Here is a 2503-nt window from a genome sequence, read left to right as displayed (position 1 = left end):
TTCGTCACCCTGGCCGAGAGCTTCACGGCCTACGGCGGGGCGATGGCCCTGGCGGCGCTGGCCGGGGCGGCGTTCGGGCTGGTGCTGGGCCGCCACGTGGACCTCGGCGGAGGCAGGCGCGCGGCGCTGATCGCCTACACCGCCATGGGCGTCGTGGTCCTGGTGCGCGCCGTCGCGGACGACAGCCCAGCGCTGGCGGTGGCGGCCAACGCAATCGGACCGGTGGCCATCGCCCTGCTGGCCCCGGCCGTGGGCGTCGCCAACAGCAACCTGGTTAAGGCCTCGCCCTGCTGCCTGCGCGCCACCATGGCCAACGAAGGCGCGTGGGACGTCGGCTGCTTCCTTGCCTGCCTCACCGCCGCCGGGATCGCGGCCGCCGGTGCGCCGCTGGCGACGTCGATCCTGCTGGCCCTGCCGGCGATCGCGCTGAGCGGAGTGCTGCTGCGGCGGTACTACGCCGGCCTCGCCGCCGCGCGGGCCTAGGGCCGGCGCGGAGTGGCGGGCCTACGCGCTGAACCCCGCCTCGGCGAAGTCGAGCATCCGCCCGAGCAGGACTTCCACGTCGCCCTCCCGGGTGATCCCGTCGGAGAGGTGGTGGAGCCGGTCGAGTTCGGCGAAGCGGTTGTTGTGGATCATCCCCAGGCAGAAGTGCAGCCGCCAATAGACCTCCTCGCGGGGCAGGTCCGGGCGGGCGGCGATCAGCGCGTCGGAGAAGCGGGCGAGGTGGCTGACGTCGTGCTGCAGCGCCTCGCGCATCTCGGCCGTGCCTTCACCGCGGGCGCGGATGATGAACTGCAGCGAGATGCGGCGGGCGTTGTCCGGCGCGCTCCAGCGCAGCGGCGGGGCGAACAGGGCCTCAAGGATCTCGCGGACCGGCGGCTTGCCGCCGTGGCGGGCGTTGGCCTCGTGCAGCATCCGGGCGCGCTCGCGGTTCAGCTCCGCCGTCCGCCGACGGAAGATCTCGAACAGCAGGGCGTCCTTGGAGCCGAAGTGGTAGTTCACCGAGGCCAGGTTGACCCCCGCCTCGGCGGTGATGTCGCGCACTGAGACGTTCTGGAAGCCGTGCAGCGCAAACAACCGCTCGGCGGCGGCGAGCACCGCCGCCTTGGTGGCGGCCTCGTTTTCCTCTGGGGGCGGCTCCTGGGGGAGGGGATCGCTCATCCGTGCGCCAGCTGGTTCAGCGGGCGAGCTCGCGCATCGCCTTGTCCAGGCCCTCCAGGGTCAGCGGGTACATCCGGTCGTTGACCAGCTGCTTCATCAGCCCCACCGAGGGCGTGTAGTCCCAGTGCCGTTCGGCGGTGGGATTGAGCCAGACAACGTGCTCGTAGATCTGGGCCACGCGATCCATCCAGACCGCGCCGGCCTCCTCGTTCCAGTGCTCCACCGAGCCGCCCGGATAGGTGATCTCGTAGGGGCTCATGGTGGCGTCGCCGACGAAGATTACCTTGTAGTCGTGCGGGAACTTGTGGAGCACGTCCCACGTCGGGATCTTTTCGGCGTGGCGGCGGCGGTTGTCCTTCCACACGGCCTCGTAGAGGCAGTTGTGGAAGTAGTAGAACTCCATGTTCTTGAACTCGGAGCGGGCCGCCGAGAACAGCTCCTCGCAGAGCTTGATGTGGCTGTCCATCGAGCCGCCGATATCGAAGAAGATCAGCACGCTGATCTTGTTCCGGCGTTCCGGGCGCAGGTGGATGTCGAGATAGCCCTTCTCGGCCGTGCCCTTGATGGTGCCGTCCATGTCGAGCTCTTCGGCATGGCCGTCGCGGACCCATTTGCGCAGCCGGCGCAGGGCGACCTTGATGTTGCGGGTGCCGAGCTCGACGGAGTCGTCGAGGTTCTTGTACTCGCGCTTGTCCCACACCTTGATGGCCTTGCCGTGCCGGCCCTTGTCCTGGCCGATGCGGATGCCCTCGGGGTGGTAGCCGTTGGCGCCGAAGGGGCTGGTGCCGCCGGTGCCGATGGCCTTGTTGCCGCCCTCGTGACGCTCCTTCTGCTCCTTGATGCGCTGAGCCAGCGCCTCCATGAGCTTGTCGAAGCCGCCCATGGCCTCGATCTGCGCCTTCTCCTCCTCGGTGAGGAACTTCTCGCTCATCTTCTTGAGCCACTCGGCCGGAATGTCGGCGGTGAGGTCGCCGTCGACCCTGTCCAGGCCCTTGAACACCTGGCCGAACACCTGGTCGAAGCGGTCGAGGTTCTTCTCGTCCTTCACCAGCGCGGCGCGCGAGAGGTAGTAGAAGTCGTCCACCGAGCGGTCGATCACCGCCTTGTCGAGTCCCTCCATCAGCATGAGGTACTCTTTCAGCGTCACCGGCACCTTGGCTTGGCGCAGCTCGGTGAAGAATCGCATGAACATGGGCGAAGCGTCCTTCGAGACGAACGGGCGTTTGACTGTTGAGGATGGGGCGGCGCGAACGCAAAGTCCAGCGGAGCGCTCAACCTTCGACCGCTCATCCCGGCGAAAGCCGGGACCCAGACGGCCTCGACAACGCCACAGGCGCAGGTC

Annotated in this window: 3 protein-coding genes; 1 reads left to right on the top strand and 2 read right to left on the bottom strand. The window is 68.2% G+C overall.

Annotation, left to right across the window (positions count from 1 at the left end):
- The coding region (locus VHK87_RS12565; protein WP_329635238.1) for a hypothetical protein at positions 1–483 on the top strand (483 nt) is incomplete at its 5' end.
- Positions 484–504: 21 nt separating this feature from the next.
- Here the strand turns inward: VHK87_RS12565 and VHK87_RS12560 are convergent.
- Both VHK87_RS12560 and VHK87_RS12555 read right to left on the bottom strand, forming a co-directional pair.
- Positions 505–1161 carry a TetR/AcrR family transcriptional regulator gene (locus VHK87_RS12560; RefSeq protein WP_329635237.1) on the bottom strand — a complete coding sequence of 219 codons (657 nt, stop codon included), beginning with the start codon at positions 1159–1161 and terminating at the stop codon, positions 505–507.
- A gap of 16 nt (positions 1162–1177) precedes the next feature.
- Entirely contained in the window at positions 1178–2353 is a 1176-nt protein-coding gene (locus tag VHK87_RS12555; RefSeq protein ID WP_329635236.1) for a VWA domain-containing protein, read from the bottom strand.
- Between the last annotated feature and the right edge of the window lie 150 nt (positions 2354–2503).

It is taken from the genome of Phenylobacterium sp. (assembly GCF_036263695.1).
In the GTDB taxonomy this organism is placed as follows: Bacteria; Pseudomonadota; Alphaproteobacteria; order Caulobacterales; family Caulobacteraceae; genus Phenylobacterium.
The sequence above is the reverse complement of the archived record's forward strand: the minus strand, read 5'-3'. Positions and strand labels throughout refer to the sequence as shown.